This window comes from Pseudomonas sp. AC169, from assembly GCF_979258515.1.
Window position 1 is genome coordinate 785801 of record NZ_OZ409866.1, and the last position, 16531, is coordinate 802331.

The following is a 16531-nucleotide window of genomic DNA, read 5'->3' on the forward strand; positions in this document are numbered from 1 at the left end:
TCAAACCCGCATGCCGGAGGATTAGGCATGAGACCCGGAGGAATCGTCATGGCCGACCGGTCAGTCGGCGCCCAGAATGCGCCGCCTCACTTGTTCCTGCTTTTGCGAGGTTTCACATGTACACCGCCATCGGTTATGCCGCCCAATCGGCCACCACTCCCCTCGCCCCGATGAAGTTCGAACGCCGCAGCCCGCGCGCCGACGACGTCGCGATCGAGATCCTCTACTGCGGCGTTTGCCACTCCGATATCCACCAGGCGCGCAACGAATGGGGTATCGCCGTTTACCCGTTGATGCCCGGCCACGAGATCGTCGGAAAAGTCACCGCGATCGGTGCGAATGTTACCCAGCACAAAGTAGGCGATCTGGTCGGCGTTGGCTGCATGGTCGACTCCTGCCGCACCTGCGAAGCCTGCCAGTCGAACCTTGAGCAATACTGCCTCGAAGGCCCGACCATGACTTATGCCACCCCGGATAGGGTGGATGGCAGCAACACCATGGGCGGTTATTCCGACAGCATCGTGGTCAGCGAACACTTTGTCGTGCGCATCCCGGAAAGACTGGCACTGGCCAGCGCCGCGCCGATTCTCTGCGCCGGCATCACCACCTACTCGCCGCTCAAGCACTACGGCGTCAAGGCTGGCGACAAGGTCGGGATTCTCGGCATGGGCGGTCTGGGCCACATGGGCATCAAGTTTGCCAAAGCCATGGGCGCCGAAGTCACGCTGTTCACCCGCTCGGCGAGCAAGGCTGAAGAAGGTCGTCGTCAGGGTGCCGATCATGTGATCGTTTCCACCGACGCCGAACAGATGAAAGCCGCTGCCGGTTACTTCGACTTCCTGCTCGACACCATTCCGGTGCAGCACGATCTCAACCCGTACCTCGACACCCTGCGTTTCGACGGCGTGCACATTCTGGTCGGTCTGATCGAGCCGATCGATCCACCGGTACACGCCGGCAAACTGGTGATGAGCCGTCGCGTACTGGCCGGTTCGTTGATCGGTGGCGTCGCCGAAACCCAGGAAGTGCTGGATTTCTGCGCCGAGCACAACATCACCTGCGACATCGAAATGCTCGACATCCGCCAGATCAACGAGGCTTATGCACGCATGATCGCCGGCGAAGTGAAGTACCGTTTCGTGATCGACATGGCGACGCTCAAGGTTTAAACCTTTAAACCCAGCTCAGCCGAGAGCCGGGCTGTGACCCCTTTGATCAGGGGAATCAGCTCGGCCATTTTTTCCAGCGGCATGTACGGCACGGTGCTGGCGATACTGATCGCCGCCACAATGCCCTTGCTCGCATCCCGAATCGGCGCCGCCACGCAGCGGATCGACGGTTCGTTGTCTTCCAGATCGAACGCGTAGCCACCGGCGACGTATTCGGTCATGCGCTGCTCCAGCTGTTCCCACGACTGCTGGGGATGCTGCGGCCAGAACTGACTTTTCCCACCCGCCGGCAGACTGATGTCGTACAGACGCTGCCAATCTTTCGGCGAGTCATCGAGCATCAACGCCTTGCCGATACCGGTGCGCGCCAGCGGCATGCGATGGCCGACCCGCGAGCGCATTTCCGGGCCGTTGCGCCCCGGATTCTTCAGCAGATACAGCACTTCATCGCCTTCACGAATGCCCAAGTGCACGGTGTCGCCGGTCAGCGCCGACAACTCGTCCAGATACGGCGCGGCCAAGGTCACCAGCGGCAACTCTTCACGCGCCTGGAAACCCAGTTCGATCAGCTTCGGCCCGAGCAGGTAACCGACTTGCGGCACCACGCGCAGGTAACGTTCATCGACCAGACAACTGGCCAGACGATGGGTGGTACTGCGCGTGGTGCCGATCAGCCGGGCAATCTCCTTCAGATCACGGGCGCCACTGGCCACCGCTTGCACCACACCCAAGCCACGTAACAGCGTCTGGGTGCCGGTGGGCGCGGCGTCCTTGGTTTTTTCCGGGGCGTCTTCCTGCATATCCAGCCTTTTACCGTTGAGCGAGGGAACGGGCGGCATTATGGTCGCCCGATGCAGACCACTACAACTCGATACGCTCGACCTTGCCCACCAGCAACACGTAGGACAAAGCACCGATCAAGGCGAGCACCGCGATATAGGTGATCGCCGGCGCAAACGAATCGCCGCTGGCGAGGAAGCCAATCACGATCGGCGTGGCAATCGCCGACAGGTTGCCGATGAAGTTGAACACCCCGCCGGTCAGCCCGAGCAAACGCGCCGGCGCCAGTGTCGACACCAGGGACCAGGTGATCGAGGCCAGACCATTGCCAAAGAACGCCAACGCCAGAAAGGCGATCACCAGCGGTGTCGATTCAACAAAATTGGCGCCGATGATCGAAGTGGAAATCAGCAACCCGCCAATGATCGGCAACTTGCGCGCAAATCCAACCGTGTAGCCGCGCCGGATCAGGAAGTCGGAAAAGAACCCCGAACACAACACGCCAACGAACGCGGCGAGAAACGGCAGCGATGCCAGCAGACCGGACTTGATGAAGTCCATGCCGCGATACTTCACCAGATAAGTCGGGAACCAAGTGAGGAAAAACCACAGCGTCGAGTTCAGGCAGAACTGGCCGAGATAGATGCCCCACAACTTGCGCTTGGTCAGGACGATACCCAGATCGGTCCAGCTGAATTTGGCTTTGACCTTGGCCGTCTCCTGCTGAATATCGACCAGACCACCGCCTTCACGGATCAAATCGATTTCGGCTTCGTTGGCGCCTTTGAAATCCCGTGGCTCGCGATAGACCGCGTACCAGATCACTGCCCAAATGATGCCCACCGCGCCGGTCGCGACGAACACCATGTGCCAGCCGAATTCGTGTTGCAGCCAGGCCAGCACCGGGGTCAGGAATGCGAGACCGACGAACTGCCCGGAGGTGTAGAAACCGATGGCCGTGGCGCGTTCACGCTCGGGGAACCAAGTGGTGACCACGCGACTGTTGATTGGATACGCCGGCGCTTCCAGTGCGCCGACGGCCATGCGCAGCACGAACAATGCGATGAAGCTGGCGGCGAAACCGAGCATCACCGTGGCAATCGACCACAGCAGCAGCGCGACGCTGTACAGAATGCGCGGCGGCACACGATCAACCAGCCAGCCGCCGGGGATCTGCATGGCGGCGTAGGTCCAGCCGAATGCGGAGAAGATCAGGCCAACGTGAATCGGATCGATGCCCAACTCACTGGTCAGCGCCGGCGCGGCAATCGACAGGTTGCTGCGGTCGAGATAGTTGATGACCACGGTGATAAACAGCAACACCATGATGAAAAACCGCTTGCGGCTAGGCGTGACTAAAGACGCCTGCCCGGTGAGAGTTTGCGGTTGCATGGGGAGAGCCTCTTTTTATGTTTATTGAGGTCGGCCTGAGGCCTGATCGTTCCCACGCTCCGCGTGGGAATGCAGCCAGGGACGCTCCGCGTCCCAAAAGCGGACGCAGAGCGTCCATTGAGGCATTCCCACGCAGAGCGTGGGAACGATCACATCGGGTGTGTCAGGCAGGACTCACCACTCGGCAAAGCTGCCATCGGCATGGCGCCAGATCGGGTTGCGCCAGCGATGCCCGACTGCCGCGCGCTCGATCACGTATTCCTCGTTGATCTCGATGCCCAACCCCGGCCCGTTCGGAATCTTCACGAAACCTTTGTCGTAATCAAACACCCGTGGATCTTTCACGTAATCGAGCAAATCGTTGCTCTCGTTGTAATGGATGCCCAGGCTTTGCTCTTGGATAAACGCGTTGTAACAAACCGCGTCCAGTTGCAAACACGCCGCCAGCGCAATCGGTCCCAACGGGCAATGCAGCGCCAGCGCGACGTCGTAGGCTTCGGCCATGTTGGCGATCTTGCGGGTTTCGGTGATGCCGCCGGCGTGGGAGGCGTCCGGCTGGATGATGTCAACGTAGCCTTCGCTCAACACGCGTTTAAAGTCCCAGCGCGAGAACAGTCGCTCGCCGAGGGCAATCGGTGTGCTGGTCAACGGCGCCAGTTCTTTCAACGCTTCGTAGTTTTCGCTCAACACCGGTTCTTCGATGAACATCAGTTTGTACGGGTCGAGTTCCTTCATCAGCACCTTGGCCATCGGCTTGTGCACGCGGCCATGGAAGTCGACACCGATGCCGACGTTCGGGCCGACCGCGTCACGCACGGCGGCGACGTTGGCCAGCGCAAGGTCAACCTTTTCGAAGGTGTCGAGAAATTGCAGCTCTTCGGTGCCGTTCATTTTCACCGCCGTGAAACCACGGCTCACCGCCTCTTTCGCCGCACGCGCGGTGTCGGCCGGACGGTCGCCGCCGATCCACGAATACACACGAATCTTGTCGCGCACCTGGCCACCGAGCAGATCACTCACCGACACACCGAGGGCCTTGCCCTTGATGTCCCACAACGCCTGATCGATACCAGCCAGTGCGCTCATGTGGATCGCGCCGCCACGGTAGAAGCCGCCGCGATAGAGCACCGTCCAGATGTCTTCGATGTTGCGTGGGTCTTTGCCGATCAGGTAGTCGGACAATTCTTCGACGGCAGCGGCGACGGTGTGCGCGCGACCTTCGACCACGGGTTCGCCCCAACCGGTCACGCCTTCGTCGGTCTCGACCTTGAGGAAACACCAGCGCGGCGGGACGATGAAGGTGGTGAGTTTGGTGATTTTCATCTTTTTGTCTCTCTTATAGATGCAGCGCACGCAGCGCCAAAAAGTCTTAACGAAGCGCCTTCCACGCGGCCACGTAGGCCTTGGCATTCACCGCCACTTGTTCTGGCGTCATGCCCGGTTTGAACAGGCCGGAACCGAGACCGAAACCTTTTACGCCTGCGTCGATAAACGCCTGCATGTTGTCCGGCGTGATACCGCCGACCGGCGCCAGCACCGTCCCCGCCGGCAACACCGCAAGCCAGGCTTTGACGACCGCCGGGCCCATCTGCTCGGCCGGGAACAGCTTGAGAATGTCCGCGCCCTCCTCCAGCGCCGCGAAGGCTTCGGTCGGCGTGGCGACACCCGGCGATAAGTACAGCCCCGCCGCTTTTGCCGCACGCAACACCTTGGCATCGCTGTGCGGCATCACAATCACTTGGCCGCCAGCTTCCTTTACCAACCCGACCTGTTCCGGGGTCAACACCGTGCCGGCACCGATCAGGCAATCAGCGGGCAAGGTCTTGCGCAGGATGCGGATACTTTCGTACGGCGAAGGGGAATTGAGCGGTACTTCGATGACGCGAAATCCGGCCGCATACAGGACTTCTCCGACAGCGGCAGCTTCCTGCGGATGCAGGCCACGCAGGATCGCGATCAGACCGTTTTGCGCCAATGCTTGCTTGAGCATGTCAGGCCTCCAGTCAGGGTTAACGGGATGAGGAATCAATCAGTCCGGCAGCCAGCGCCAGTTGCCACAAACCACGCTCGGTGGCCTGCTCGGCCAGCGTCACGTTGGCGAAACCACAGGCATCGAGCGCGCGGCTGTAGCGCGCACAGAGTTGCGCGTTGCCAATCAGGATGATCGAAGGAAGATTGAGATTGTTACGGCGACGGCGTTGCGCGCCAGCCAGTGCTGCCAGTTCATGGCCGATCATCAGGCCGGACAGATAATCCGCTTGCGCCGTGGCACTGAGTTCGCCGGTCAGGCCCAGCGTTCGGGCACTGAACAAGGTCGACAGCACGCCGAGCTCGCCGTCCGCCGACTGCGCGATCTGCACACCGCGGTCAAACGCCTGAGCATCGAACGCCGCGCCTTGCTTCAGGGTCCGGCCGAGAATGCTGTGCTCACTGAGAACGGCGAACACTTCGCCGGTCATGAACGTGTCGAAATGAGTGATGCAGCCATCGACCACGTCCACCCATTTCGAGTGACTGCCCGGCAGGCCGATCAACAGATCCGCGCCCGCCTCGATCGGCAGATTCTGCAGCACGCCAAGGACCTGGGTTTCTTCGCCGCGCATCACATTCGGCAGACGCGAACGCTGAATCACACCCGGCACGATATGCACGCGGGTGCCGCGCAGACTGACAACTGTTTGTAGGGAGTTTCCGAGATTGGCGACATTCGCCGGCGTCTCGCAGTAGGCCGCTTCACGCCAGCCCTGTGCACTGCCGACCATGCCGCAGGCAATCACTGGCAGATCCGGCTGCGCATCGAGCCAGTCGCCGCACGCCTCATCGAACGCCAGTTCAAAACCATCGGCGCATTCGCGACCGTTGATGACTCGCGGAGTCTTCGGCAACTGCATGATCCCGGACGACAGCGCGCGCTGCTCCAGCACCACGCCATCGGCCGCGAGTTTGTAAGCACGTAATGAGGTCGTCCCCCAATCGAGCGCGATCAATTGCGCCAGCATCGCTTCACCTGTTTTGTTTTTGGCAGTGAGTGCGACGGACTATAGACCTCTCAGGTGCAAAATCTCAATATGTAATTTCACATCCCATATTATGGGATTAAGTCTATATCGCCAACGATCCCAGCCCCTCCTCAAACAGAAACAGCTTAAAAGTTTCAGAATGATCCGAGCCGAACACATGAGTATTCCCCTGAGCGTCGCTCAGGCCTTCCTCTTCGCGGCCATCCGGTCGCTTGATCATGTACCTGACACCCTCCTTGGGATATTGGGTGCGAATATCGAAAATGCGGAATTTTCCATTCAGAGGTGCAAAAGAGCTCAACAACCCGCTGTAGGGCATGCTGCTGCACGCTCCGCCATGAACAATAATGTCCCCGCCGTGATAGCGTTTATCTGTAATGCATATCTGTTCAAACATCAACCACGATAATGGCTGTACTTCTGGCGGTAGAATTACATATTCCGGCGCGGTAATTTCATGCTGAACTTCTTTTATGACCCGAGAGGTCGGGATATACATAATCTTTGAATAGTAAGCATTGTAGAACGTAGCAGTAGTTGTCGTCCGGCAAGGTATATAGTCCTGCGCCTTCAACATTGAAAGCAGTGTTTCCTTTCTGATGGACAAAGAACTAGTACCTTGATCAACATCCTCCTTAAATCTGACTTGCACGTTAAACTCATAACGGCGGTCACCTTCAACGGTGCGAACTTCATCAACGACACCATTAACGGTGTAACGAATGTGATGCAGAATTGAAAAATCGACATCACCATCAAGTGAACAGATCAGCCACGTACCGACCTGCGCACTTATCCCGTGCGCGTCGTACAAGTTGACCAAGTCTCTGTCGGACCTAAAGCGCAGATTGTATCGACCCGCGTCATATTCGACTGATGTAAATTCAATCCTTGGTGCTGGCACATGTAACTGCATACAAGAGGAACACAAAACAAATAAAACAACCAACACCAACCTAGCCATTACCGCTCCCAAAAACACGAACAACGCGATAACTAAAAATTGGCGTAAGACACTTACTCCAAATAACACCCAAGCGACACATACAAAATACCAGAGAAACACATATTGCAAATAACGCACACTTCAAACACAGCATCTTTTACATTCAACTCAACGATCACTCACTGCCTGAAGAATTTCCACCACCGGCACATACATCACATTGGAAAAATAAGTGTCCATCATCGTAGCACTGGCCATAAACTTGCACGGGATTTCAGTCTTGTACTGCAGAATACGTTTGATCTCTATAGGCGTTAAATCTGTCTCACTAGAGCCATTGGCATCGGATTCACTAAAAGTAAGCCGCGAAATGAAATCAAGATCTGAGCCTGCCCGATTTCGCGAAACCGAGCCATTAACAAACCACTTCATTCTGTGACCCACTTCAAAATTAAAGTCGTCCCCCAACGCACAAATAAACCTAACGCCAACCAATGACTTGTAGGGGCCAAGAATATTGATATCCGACGAAAAATAAAGATCGTACAACACCGTTTCACCCACTCTCTCAATCTTGGAAAACTCAAGATTGGCGGGCGGTTTATCCTGTTTTAGAGTACAGCCCGCAAGCATCACTCCGAGAACCAGAAAAAACACTCTTAAACCACTCATATTTCGCCTCGATAGTATTTATTCAGCGAATTTATCATGTAATGCAAGGCAGACTTGCCATCAGCCAAAACGGTAGTAAACATCACCACAGCCTTGTCGTGATTGACATCCATTATGCTGTTTACGTTAGGCCCACTTTCCAACACCCACTGTTCACCAACACCCGCAACCCAGTCGGACACATTGGATTCTGACGACTTGGCCAAGATATTTATCCACAGCCCGGCTTTGGGTCTAGGTGTATCCGGGTAAATATTAGAGATACTTCCCACCAAGGCCCCTTTGCCGACAGGATCGAGCGTCACCAACATCTTCACGGTGTATCCCAAGTCACTCAAAATAGCTGACAAATGCGCTCCATTCCAACCACCGAGACTATGCCCAACGATATAAACAGCATCATTTTTGCACAACTCCCCCAGCACATTGGCCTGTATATTTTGCTCGCCAATGACCTCGTTATATCCAAGATGATGTGACTTCACGCCCGGAGCGTAGTCGGCCTTCTTTACCGATTCATCAAAAGGCAATCTTGCATAATTGACATTATTTTCCGGTCCAAAACCATAATAACTTTCTTTATCGCCTGCTCCCCCGACAAAGAAAGCTACAGCACGCCGCCTGTACTTGAACTTTTTAACTTCCTCGTCTGTTGGACACGTTAACGCATGGGTCCCAAGGCTCTTTTTGCTGTCATCCGGCGTTGAATTATCCGCTCCCACTTCAATCACTCCGCAAACAATTCGATGGTTTCAGCAAGATGAGAGCTGACGGCATGTGTAAAGCCTGCTGCATCCGTAACGCCGTGCTCTTCGCTGCCATCTCCACGTTTGATCGTGTAGGGATGATTCGCGACAGGTTCTCCTGAGAACTCATCGACCAGTTGCATCTTGTCCGTAAAATGCACCGGCATCGGCAGCAATCCGCTAAAAGCTGCCCCGCCGCCACTCTGGCCGATAATCACCGTCCCCGAGCCACCCACCACGACATTGCCGTGGCCTCCGGTGCTGTCGAGCGTGGCCGCGTTCAAGCCGTTGATAAAAACGGTGCCGGAAACGGCCCCGGTAATCGGGCTGCCGCACGCCGACTTATCGGTCATGCGCGCAGCCGCGAGGCCGTCGAAGAAGACGTCCGGCGAGCCGGAAACAATCGGGTTGGTGCCATGCCCTGGCAGTGGGCAGGCGGTCGGGTCGGTGACGCGTGCAGCGGGTTTACCACTCAATTCAAAGCTCCTTGCTTCAGGGGTTCCGGGTGCAGCTGATGAATATCGATGTCGGTCGCGGCGAAGCGCCAGCGGTTGTCGACGGGGTCGAACAGGGCGTGGCAATGCTCACGGCTGTCGGGTGATGCGGCGGTTTGCAGGTGTCGCCAGGCTTCGTCGGTTTGCCAGGCCAGTTCGGCCGGCGTCGCATCGTCGAGTTCGTTGAGCCAAGCGTTGTAGTTGCGCAGGTGATTGCGCTCGTAAGTCGATTGCAGCAGTTCGGCCATTTGTGCGCCGAGGTCGAGATGATGCTGGGCCGTCCACTGGCCGATCTCGGAATAGACGTACCAGCCCATCGGCATCAACCCGCCGTCCTTGAGCAGCGAATGCCCGGCAGGGGCGACGAAACCGCAACAGACGTGCAGCGTCAGCCAGCCTTGATGGGCGTCGATAAACGCCGTCGGATCGAAGGTGCGCAGCGGTATCACGCGGTAATCGGCGAGCCCGGCACTGCGCTTCATCAACTCGGCATCAAGACGTGACACGAACGCACGAATGGCGCTGCCGCCCGTGCTGTTCGTCGTGCAGAGAATATCGACCGGTTGTCGCTGGGGGTTGTCGCTTGAGCCTGAGTTTTTCACTAGGCCATACAGACGCATTGACGCCCGTAGTCCGCTCATCGCCGGTCACTCGTTGACGCGGCGAAGGCTCCACAGGCGTGGAGAAATTGTGCCAGAGGCATTGCAGGTGTCGTCCGTGCGCGCGCAAAAATGGCGCGTAGAATGCCGGACTAGAGCGTTGGCGACAATCGAATTAGCACTGGATTGCCATCATTGTGGTCAGCCCTCGGCAAACTCACGCAAGACTTTGCCATCCATGCGGTAGCGCACCCACTCTTCCTGCGGTTGCGCACCGAGGGACTTGTAGAAATCGATGGCCGGGGTGTTCCAGTCCAGCACGCTCCATTCGAAGCGGCCGCAATCATTGTCGCAGGCGATCTTCGCTAAGTGGCGCAACAAGGTTTTGCCAGCACCGCCGCCGCGTTGTTCGGGAGTGATGTAGAGGTCTTCGAGGTACAGGCAGTTGCTGCCCAGCCAGGTCGAATAGCTGAAGAAGAACACCGCAAAACCAATCGGCACACCATCGCGCAGGCAGATCAGGCCGTGGGCGGTGGCGCCTTCGCCGAACAGGCTGCGTTCGATGTCGGCGACGCTGGCGATGACTTCGTGGCGGGCCTTTTCGAAATCGGCGAGTTCAGTGATGAAGGCGAGGATTTGCGGAGCATCGCTGGGGGTCGCCGGGCGGATTTCGATCGTCATGGACGGGCCTTGTCGGAAAAGGAAAGCGCCATACTAAGGCCGTGGGCGGCGCTCGTCACATGGCAAAACACACACTACCCTGCCAATGTTGCAACACTGCGTCCCTTGTGGGAGCGAGCTTGCTCGCGAAAGCGTCCTTGCAGTCACCATTTCAGTCAACTGCAAGAATGCCTTCGCGAGCAAGCTCGCTCCCACAATGGACTTGGACAATCTGACAGGACGCTTATGAACTTCGAGTTTTTTACACCCGTGGAGGCACTGGCAGCAGAGTTGCTGCCAAACGCTCTGGAACCGTCCGATGACGGCGCTCACGACCTCGCCCACCTGCAGCGGGTCTGGCACAACGTGCGTACGCTACATGTAGAAGAAGGTGGCAATCTTGAGGTATTGCTCGCCGCCGTGCTCTTGCACGATTGCGTTGCCGTCGAAAAGAATTCGCCACTGCGCGCGCAGGCATCGCGATTAGCGGCGGACAAAGCGTCGGCAGTGCTCGCGGAGATGAACTGGTCCGAAGAAAAAATCACCGCCGTGGCCCACGCCATCGAAGCCCACAGTTTCTCCGCCAACATCACACCACTTACCCTCGAAGCGAAAATCGTCCAGGACGCCGACCGCCTCGACTCACTCGGCATGCTCGGCGTCGCCCGCACGTTCTACATCGCCGGGCGCATGGGTTCGGCGCTGTACGACCCGCAGGATCCCGAAGCGAAACAGCGCGATTACGATGACACGCGTTTTTGCCTCGATCATTTCCATACCAAGCTGCTGCACCTCGCTGACGGTTTCCAGACCGTCACCGGCCAACGCCTGGCGCAGATCCGCCATCAGCGTCTGAAGGGTTTCATGGAGCAATTCAAGGAAGAGATCGGCATCGCTTGAGCAATACTCCGGCGTGCAGTGATCCTGACTTCGCCAAGCTCAGACCTAATCCGCCGGCCCGCCGTGTTAAACAGATGACACTGAATTTTTCCGGTCAAGGAACCGCGTCATGTCGCAAGCAACACCCCCGGTATCGGGCAAGCTGTTCGGCCTGTTCTGCCTCGCCAGTTATCTGTTGTCGTTGTCCTACGGTTCGACGTTTTTGCTGTCGCTGCTGATCGGTTCACGCGGTGGCAATGAGCACGATGCGGGAAGTGTGATTTCGGCGGCGATGATCAGCACGTTTGTCGCGGTGCTGGTGTCCGGGCATTTGTCGGACTGGCTCGGGGCGGCGCGTTCGATTGCACTGTTCGGGCTGTTGCTGGTGGCGGCGAGTCTGGGCTTTGCGCTGACGCCGGGGTTTGGTCATCTGTTGTTGTTTTTCGGTTTGTTGCTGGGTTTGGGCTGGGGTGTTTTTTACACCTTGGGGCCGATTATCGTCGCCAGTCTGGTGACGTCGGCGCAGCGGGCCAGATATTTCGCCTTGCTGTCCGGCAGCATGATGACCGGCATCGGCAGCGGGCCGTTGCTGGGCCGTGCGGCGAGTGCACTGGGTTTGCCGGTGACTTCGGCATTTTATCTGGCGGCGCTGGCAAGCCTGATCGGGGTGCTGCTGTTATGGCAGCTTGGCGCAAAACTGAAAAGTACCCAAGCCACGACCGCTGCAGGAATCACCTGGCAGACGACCACTCAAGTGCTCGGTTCACGCGCCCTGTTTCCGATCATCATGGTCGGTCTCGGCGGTTGCATATTCGGTGGTCTGTCGAGTTTCAGACAAGTTATGCCGCCGCCCTTTCGCTGGATTATTCGTTGTTTTTTCTCGGCTTCATGAGTGCCGCGATCAGCAGTCGAATGCTGATCGCAGGATATGTCGTCAAGCGTGATCCATTACGCGCATCGTGCCTGCTGTCGGGACTGATGCTGGGTTCGATTGTGCTGTTCGCATTCGGTGTGCACAGCGGGTTCAGTTATCTGCTGGCGGCGGTGATGCTCGGCGTCGGCTATGGCCTGACCTATTCGGTGATCAACGGCCTCGCCGCCAACGAAGCACCGGCCGGCACCACGTCGCAGGCGTTGCTGCTGTTCAGTCTTGCGTACTTCATCGGTGTATTTGGTTTCCCGCTATTGGCCGGGAAAATCATCGTTGAGCACGGCATGTCGACTTTGCTGCTTACGGTATTGGCCGTGGCATTGGCGAACTGGTTGATCACGCTGGGCCGCCTGCTCTGGCGTCGGCTCAACGTCAAAACCGCGAAGGCAATCCAGACCGTTCGTCGTTCATCAGGCACCAATCCAATCCGCGGGCAGACCAACGACAGGTAAGGATTCCAATCACTGGAGAAGCCCTATGATCTCGTCAAGGTTGACCGCTTTCGTATTCAGCGCCCTGCTCTGCCCTGCGGTTTTCGCCGCCTCCGCCACCGCTGCGGGCACCGGCCCTACCGATCCGACCCCACCCCGCGCCCCCGCCATCAACAGTGCCCCCGGCATGAATACCGATGGCTCCGGCGTCCCCCTGATCAATCAGCCTCCCGCCACCGGCACCGATCCGCGCACTCAGGGCAGTGACCCGGGTCGTCAGGGTGGCATGAACACCCCCGACGCCCCCGCCACGCCCGACAACGCGGGCCCCGGCGTCGGCTCTAAAACCACCACCGGTGGTTCCGGTTCCGAAGGTTCCGGCCAGTAGTTCGCCGACGCGAGCGTCCTATTCAATCCAATGAAGAGGTAACCATGAACGTCGATAAAAACCTGGAAAAAGAAGTCCTCACCCGTCTGTTGCACGCCCATCCGAGTGGTCTGGGAAAAGAGGTGCTGGACAATTACCGGGGCGAGAAGGTCGTGGCCAGCGCCCTCGCCGCTTTGCAGGATCGTGGACTGATTCACCACGGGCATGTGACCTGCAACGAGGCTGGCGAACATTCGCTGAACCTGCCGATCAAGCTCAGTGCGGCCGGCGTTGAAGAGGCGCGCAAGCTGGATCTGCAGTAGTCCAGGGGCCGTTCGCTGCCGAGCCGGCGAGCGGCCTGATCTGCATACAAGAGGAGAACTCCCATGCCTCGTGGAAGCAAAGAAAAATACACCGCCGAGCAGAAGCGCAAGGCCGAGCACATCGAAGACAGCTACGAGAAAAAAGGCGTGTCGAAAGATGAAGCCGAAGCACGGGCCTGGGCGACGGTGAACAAGCAATCGGGTGGCGGCGACAAGGCCGGCGGATCCGGGCGCAAAAAACCGGGGAGTGCCAAGTCTGAGGATCGCAAAGAGTCATCGCGGCGAGCCGTCGCCAGTCGCGAGGGACATTCGCGTAACAGCAAGGCTTCGAAGGATACGCAGACAGTGGATAGCCTGATGAAAGAAGCCCGGGCGAAGAAGATTCCGGGACGATCATCGATGCGCAAGCAGGAGTTGATCGAGGCGCTGCGCAAGGCCAGTTGACACATCCCCTGTAGGAGCTGCCGAAGGCTGCGATCTGTTGATCTTTAAAATCAAAAGATCGCAGCCTTCGGCAGCTCCTACAGGGGATTTATATCGATCACAAATACCCTTGTGGGAGTGAGCCTGCTCGCGAAAGCGCTCTATCAGGCGCCGATGGACTCGCGGATAAACGCATCCACTTCAGCCGCCCCCGGCGAAGTGGCCGGCCCCCAGCGCGTCACCGCCAATGCCGCTGCGGCATTCGCCCGGCGCGCCGCTTCCAGGGCAGACAACCCCTGCGCCAATCCCGCGACAAACACCCCGGCATGGGCATCACCTGCACCGTTGCTGTCCACCGCTTTCACGGCAAACCCGGGTACATGCAGACGCTCACCGCGCTGATGAATCCAGCAGCCTTGCGGCCCGTCACGCACCACCATCAGCACCTCGTCAGGCAGATGTTCAGCGAGACGGTCCAGCGCCACGCCAATGTCCTGCGCCCCGGTAAACCGCAGCGCTTCAACACTGTTGCTGGTCCACACATCGATGCGCGGCAGCAGCGCCTGCATCATCGGTGCATCCGGCGACTCGACCAGCGGGCCCGGATCGAACACCACGCTGATGGTCGCCGGCAACGCCAATGTCCAATCCAGCAACGCCTGCGCCTTGCCTTCGTGCAACAGGCTGTAGCCGCTGAGATAAACGTAATCGCCAGCCTCGGCCGCGACGCTGTTCAAATCCTCTAAAGTCACCTCACCTTCAGCGCCGATATAGGAAATGAAACTGCGCTCGGCTGACGCATCCGTCAGCGCCACACACAACCCGGTGTCGCGTTGCGCAGGCTCTCGGATGCCGATCTGAATACCTTCAACGTTCATGGCCTGGCGCGCCAGATCGCCGAACCGCCCGGTGCCATGCCGACCCAGATAAACCACCGGCAGGCCATTTCGCACCGCCGCCGCCATCACGTTGAACCCGCCGCCGGCTTCGAAGCCCGCCGACTGCGCCAGCACATCACCGCCAATCTGCGGCAGTTTATCCACGGCCATGACCAGGTCGATGATGACCTGGCCGGTGTGCAACATCTTAGGCATGAGCATTCTCGGTTTGCGCGGCGCGGCGATCTTTCGCCCCGCCGAGGACGAAGTAAATGCCACCGGCGACGACAAAGGTCACGATCCAGCCGAGGCCGTTGTGGCCCAGCCACGAGTCGGACAAGAAGCCCTTGAACCAGACGTTCTCGGCAGTGGTGCCGATGGTGGTGAAACTGAAACCGAGGATGATGGCAATCGCCCACGCTCCGAACGCGCGCCACTCGATGCCGCCGCGATACCAGTAGGCACTGCTCGGACTGACATCGAGCAGGTCTGTCGGGCTGTAATAGTGACGGTGAATCAGGTCAACGACGAAGATCCCGACCCACGCAGTGATCGGTACCGCCAGTAGGGAAATGAAGGTAATGAACGGACCGTAGAAGCTGTCGGCGATCAGCATGAAATAAATCGAGCCGGCGAAAATCGCGACGATATCGACCACCACCGCGTAGACGCGCTTGACCTTGAGGCCCAACGTCAATGTGGTCAAACCGGCGGAGTACACCGACAGGTTGTTCGACAGCAGCAGGCCACCGAATGCAGTGATCAGGTATGGCACCGCCATCCACGTTGGCAGCATGTCGCGGATCGCCACGATCGGGTCAGTCGCCGAGGCGAGATCGTTGTTGCCCACCGACAGCAAGCCGCCGAGGGTGATCAGCAACACCAGCGGAATGCCCGCACCGAACGCGGCAGACGCGACCAGACGCACAGCCTTGACGCTGCGGTGCTGGTAGCGCGACATGTCGGCGCCAGCGTTGGCCCAACCGATGCCGGTGCCGGCAGCCATGGTGCCGATACCGATGATCATCGCGCTCATCGGCGCCGGGGTGGCGTTGAATACCGCGCTCCAGTCGATAGTCGCGCAGAGGAAGCCGCCGACGAGAATGTTCAGCGCGCCGAACACGTAGGTCGCCCACTTCTGAATCACCAGCAAAGTCGCATGGCCGAGGCCGGAAACCGACAAGGTCAGCAGCACGAAAATCGCGATAAAGATCAGCGTCAGTACCGGTGCGCTTTTCGCTTCGACCGGCGAGCCGAACAGGATCGAGCACAGCGACAGCAGCACGAATGCAGCGGTGGTGGTGTTAACGGTTTCCCAACCAAGACGCGACATCAACGAGACCAGCGTCGGGCCGATATTGCCGCGCACGCCGAAGATCGCCCGCGACAGCGTCAAGCTCGGCGCGCGGCCCCGGCGACCGGCAATCGAGATGATCCCGACCACCGCAAACGAACCGGCCGCACCGATGATTGCAACGATGATCGCCTGCCAGATCGCCAGCCCGCGAAACGCCACCAGCGTGGCGCCCAATGGCAGACCGAGAATGGAAATGTTGGCGGCGAACCAGACCCAGAACAGTTGCAACGGATGTCCGTTGCACTCGGCTTCCGGCACCGGTTCGATGCCGCGGGTTTCCAGTTGCCCGGCGCTTTGCCCGGCGTTTGATGAACTCATGAAGGTGCTCCTGTTTGCCTTTTTTGTGGTTGTGGCAATGATGCAAAACGACAAGACATCCCGGCCTTCCTCGGCCTGTCTGCGCGATCCATTGCGGGTTAAATATTCAAGATTTACAGTGCGGCCTTCGCGAGCAGGCTCGCTCC

Annotated in this window: 18 protein-coding genes and 1 pseudogene; 6 read left to right on the forward strand and 13 right to left on the reverse strand. The window is 58.5% G+C overall.

The features are described from left to right. Positions 1–116: 116 nt before the first annotated feature. Positions 117–1169, forward strand: a complete 1053-nt coding sequence (locus ACZZ0G_RS03455) for an NAD(P)-dependent alcohol dehydrogenase (protein ID WP_463555314.1) — start codon at positions 117–119, stop codon at positions 1167–1169. Here the strand turns inward: ACZZ0G_RS03455 and ACZZ0G_RS03460 are convergent. From ACZZ0G_RS03460 to ACZZ0G_RS03510, 11 genes are all read right to left on the reverse strand, one after another. Continuing rightward, entirely contained in the window at positions 1166–1969 is an 804-nt protein-coding gene (locus tag ACZZ0G_RS03460; RefSeq protein WP_008085521.1) for an IclR family transcriptional regulator, read from the reverse strand. The genes ACZZ0G_RS03455 and ACZZ0G_RS03460 overlap by 4 nt on opposite strands. A gap of 61 nt (positions 1970–2030) precedes the next feature. Beyond that, the gene (locus tag ACZZ0G_RS03465) at positions 2031–3341 is read right to left on the reverse strand and encodes an MFS transporter (RefSeq protein WP_158960047.1); all 1311 of its coding nucleotides are present in this window, start codon (positions 3339–3341) and stop codon (positions 2031–2033) included. A 174-nt stretch (positions 3342–3515) separates the two neighbouring features. Then, positions 3516–4664, reverse strand: a complete 1149-nt coding sequence (gene dgoD, locus ACZZ0G_RS03470; protein WP_008085519.1) for a galactonate dehydratase — start codon at positions 4662–4664, stop codon at positions 3516–3518. 46 nt (positions 4665–4710) lie between these two features. Continuing rightward, positions 4711–5331, reverse strand: coding sequence for a 2-dehydro-3-deoxy-6-phosphogalactonate aldolase (locus tag ACZZ0G_RS03475; protein WP_212621317.1), 621 nt, complete (start codon positions 5329–5331; stop codon positions 4711–4713). 19 nt (positions 5332–5350) lie between these two features. Continuing rightward, positions 5351–6340: a 2-dehydro-3-deoxygalactonokinase gene (locus tag ACZZ0G_RS03480; protein WP_463555315.1), complete on the reverse strand. Its 990-nt coding sequence runs from the start codon at positions 6338–6340 to the stop codon at positions 5351–5353. 103 nt (positions 6341–6443) lie between these two features. After that, positions 6444–7445, reverse strand: coding sequence for a hypothetical protein (locus ACZZ0G_RS03485; RefSeq protein WP_463555316.1), 1002 nt, complete (start codon positions 7443–7445; stop codon positions 6444–6446). Positions 7446–7475: 30 nt separating this feature from the next. After that, complete coding sequence (locus ACZZ0G_RS03490) at positions 7476–7979, reverse strand: hypothetical protein (RefSeq protein ID WP_463555317.1); 504 nt, start codon at positions 7977–7979, stop codon at positions 7476–7478. Continuing rightward, complete coding sequence (locus ACZZ0G_RS03495) at positions 7976–8701, reverse strand: alpha/beta hydrolase (protein WP_463555318.1); 726 nt, start codon at positions 8699–8701, stop codon at positions 7976–7978. The genes ACZZ0G_RS03490 and ACZZ0G_RS03495 overlap by 4 nt, the downstream gene beginning before the upstream one ends. Positions 8702–8706: 5 nt before the next feature. After that, positions 8707–9201: a PAAR domain-containing protein gene (locus tag ACZZ0G_RS03500; RefSeq protein WP_463555319.1), complete on the reverse strand. Its 495-nt coding sequence runs from the start codon at positions 9199–9201 to the stop codon at positions 8707–8709. Next, positions 9198–9860, reverse strand: a complete 663-nt coding sequence (locus ACZZ0G_RS03505; protein ID WP_463555320.1) for a hypothetical protein — start codon at positions 9858–9860, stop codon at positions 9198–9200. The genes ACZZ0G_RS03500 and ACZZ0G_RS03505 overlap by 4 nt, the downstream gene beginning before the upstream one ends. Before the next feature lie 159 nt (positions 9861–10019). Next, a complete protein-coding gene (locus ACZZ0G_RS03510; RefSeq protein WP_463555321.1) occupies positions 10020–10499 on the reverse strand; it encodes an N-acetyltransferase family protein in 480 nt (159 codons plus the stop codon). Between the two features lie 225 nt (positions 10500–10724). Here ACZZ0G_RS03510 and ACZZ0G_RS03515 point away from each other — a divergent pair, with 225 nt between their 5' ends. The 5 genes and pseudogenes from ACZZ0G_RS03515 to ACZZ0G_RS03535 all read left to right on the forward strand — a co-directional run bounded on the left by ACZZ0G_RS03515 (position 10725) and on the right by ACZZ0G_RS03535 (position 13853). After that, a complete protein-coding gene (locus ACZZ0G_RS03515) occupies positions 10725–11378 on the forward strand; it encodes an HD domain-containing protein (RefSeq protein WP_463555322.1) in 654 nt (217 codons plus the stop codon). Positions 11379–11487: 109 nt separating this feature from the next. Continuing rightward, positions 11488–12740 (forward strand): annotated as a pseudogene (locus tag ACZZ0G_RS03520) (MFS transporter). Positions 12741–12765: 25 nt separating this feature from the next. Beyond that, on the forward strand, positions 12766–13107 hold the full coding sequence (locus tag ACZZ0G_RS03525; RefSeq protein WP_150651132.1) for a hypothetical protein: 342 nt from the start codon (positions 12766–12768) through the stop codon (positions 13105–13107). A gap of 44 nt (positions 13108–13151) precedes the next feature. After that, positions 13152–13409 carry a hypothetical protein gene (locus ACZZ0G_RS03530; protein WP_463555323.1) on the forward strand — a complete coding sequence of 86 codons (258 nt, stop codon included), beginning with the start codon at positions 13152–13154 and terminating at the stop codon, positions 13407–13409. A gap of 63 nt (positions 13410–13472) precedes the next feature. Next, positions 13473–13853 carry a Rho termination factor N-terminal domain-containing protein gene (locus tag ACZZ0G_RS03535; RefSeq protein ID WP_463555324.1) on the forward strand — a complete coding sequence of 127 codons (381 nt, stop codon included), beginning with the start codon at positions 13473–13475 and terminating at the stop codon, positions 13851–13853. Positions 13854–13996: 143 nt separating this feature from the next. On the opposite strand, the gene ACZZ0G_RS03540 is transcribed toward ACZZ0G_RS03535, so the two are convergent. Both ACZZ0G_RS03540 and ACZZ0G_RS03545 read right to left on the reverse strand, forming a co-directional pair. Then, a complete protein-coding gene (locus ACZZ0G_RS03540) occupies positions 13997–14926 on the reverse strand; it encodes a PfkB family carbohydrate kinase (protein WP_463555325.1) in 930 nt (309 codons plus the stop codon). After that, complete coding sequence (locus tag ACZZ0G_RS03545; protein WP_463555326.1) at positions 14919–16385, reverse strand: purine-cytosine permease family protein; 1467 nt, start codon at positions 16383–16385, stop codon at positions 14919–14921. The genes ACZZ0G_RS03540 and ACZZ0G_RS03545 overlap by 8 nt, the downstream gene beginning before the upstream one ends. Between the last annotated feature and the right edge of the window lie 146 nt (positions 16386–16531).

What these genes read in the sequence shown, in the direction of transcription:
- ACZZ0G_RS03455 (WP_463555314.1), top strand. Translation starts at nt 117, where the DNA reads ATGTACACCGCCATCGGTTATGCCGCCCAATCGGCCACCACTCCCCTC.
- ACZZ0G_RS03460 (WP_008085521.1), bottom strand. Translation starts at nt 1,969, where the DNA reads ATGCAGGAAGACGCCCCGGAAAAAACCAAGGACGCCGCGCCCACCGGC.
- ACZZ0G_RS03465 (WP_158960047.1), bottom strand. Translation starts at nt 3,341, where the DNA reads ATGCAACCGCAAACTCTCACCGGGCAGGCGTCTTTAGTCACGCCTAGC.
- dgoD (WP_008085519.1), bottom strand. Translation starts at nt 4,664, where the DNA reads ATGAAAATCACCAAACTCACCACCTTCATCGTCCCGCCGCGCTGGTGT.
- ACZZ0G_RS03475 (WP_212621317.1), bottom strand. Translation starts at nt 5,331, where the DNA reads ATGCTCAAGCAAGCATTGGCGCAAAACGGTCTGATCGCGATCCTGCGT.
- ACZZ0G_RS03480 (WP_463555315.1), bottom strand. Translation starts at nt 6,340, where the DNA reads ATGCTGGCGCAATTGATCGCGCTCGATTGGGGGACGACCTCATTACGT.
- ACZZ0G_RS03490 (WP_463555317.1), bottom strand. Translation starts at nt 7,979, where the DNA reads ATGAGTGGTTTAAGAGTGTTTTTTCTGGTTCTCGGAGTGATGCTTGCG.
- ACZZ0G_RS03505 (WP_463555320.1), bottom strand. Translation starts at nt 9,860, where the DNA reads ATGAGCGGACTACGGGCGTCAATGCGTCTGTATGGCCTAGTGAAAAAC.
- ACZZ0G_RS03510 (WP_463555321.1), bottom strand. Translation starts at nt 10,499, where the DNA reads ATGACGATCGAAATCCGCCCGGCGACCCCCAGCGATGCTCCGCAAATC.
- ACZZ0G_RS03515 (WP_463555322.1), top strand. Translation starts at nt 10,725, where the DNA reads ATGAACTTCGAGTTTTTTACACCCGTGGAGGCACTGGCAGCAGAGTTG.
- ACZZ0G_RS03525 (WP_150651132.1), top strand. Translation starts at nt 12,766, where the DNA reads ATGATCTCGTCAAGGTTGACCGCTTTCGTATTCAGCGCCCTGCTCTGC.
- ACZZ0G_RS03530 (WP_463555323.1), top strand. Translation starts at nt 13,152, where the DNA reads ATGAACGTCGATAAAAACCTGGAAAAAGAAGTCCTCACCCGTCTGTTG.
- ACZZ0G_RS03535 (WP_463555324.1), top strand. Translation starts at nt 13,473, where the DNA reads ATGCCTCGTGGAAGCAAAGAAAAATACACCGCCGAGCAGAAGCGCAAG.
- ACZZ0G_RS03540 (WP_463555325.1), bottom strand. Translation starts at nt 14,926, where the DNA reads ATGCCTAAGATGTTGCACACCGGCCAGGTCATCATCGACCTGGTCATG.
- ACZZ0G_RS03545 (WP_463555326.1), bottom strand. Translation starts at nt 16,385, where the DNA reads ATGAGTTCATCAAACGCCGGGCAAAGCGCCGGGCAACTGGAAACCCGC.